The organism is Rhizobium sp. AC27/96 (genome assembly GCF_001692325.1).
GTDB lineage: Bacteria > Pseudomonadota > Alphaproteobacteria > Rhizobiales > Rhizobiaceae > Rhizobium.
The window spans coordinates 1-551 of the sequence record NZ_LXKN01000069.1 but is presented as its reverse complement, the minus strand read 5'-3'; the positions used below and the strand labels follow the sequence as shown (position 1 = coordinate 551).

Genomic DNA, 551 nt, shown 5'->3' with positions numbered 1-551 from the left:
ACTCGGGATGAGACATCAATGAGCTCGAAAAAAGAGCAACTTATCAAGGTTGCAACCGACCTGTTTTCAAGGCACGGCTTTCATCCCGTCGGCGTCGACCGAATTCTTGCCGAAGCCGGCGTCGCCCGCATGACGCTCTACAACCATTTCCCGGGCAAGGACGACCTGACCAGCGCGGTGCTCGACCGTCGCTATCAAGACATCATGGCCAGTCTTCGCGCATCTGTTGAGCCAGCGGCTTCGGCAATGGAACAGTTGAGAGCTATTTTCGCGTGGCACGAGGCATGGTTTGCCACTCCGGAATTTGCCGGTTGCCTTTTCGAGCGCGCACTCGCGGAATTTGGAACCGACTATCCGAAGATCTCGACGATCGCCATTCAGTATAAGACGACAATGACGTCGTGGATGGGCGACATACTGACGTCCCTTGTAGCAGAGCGAGCAGCGGCACGCACCGCGTCAATCCTCATGATTCTGCTTGATGGCGCGACAATCGATGCTCGTGCCTTTCGCGATCCGACCGTGGCAACAAGGGCGTGGGATGCTGCGGA

The 551-nt window shown here is 56.8% G+C and carries 1 protein-coding gene; it reads left to right on the top strand.

Annotated elements, in window-relative coordinates:
- Nucleotides 1–18 precede the first annotated feature (18 nt).
- Nucleotides 19–551 (top strand): TetR/AcrR family transcriptional regulator (locus A6U86_RS30715; RefSeq protein ID WP_068399757.1); only part of this gene is annotated, 533 nt, incomplete at its 3' end.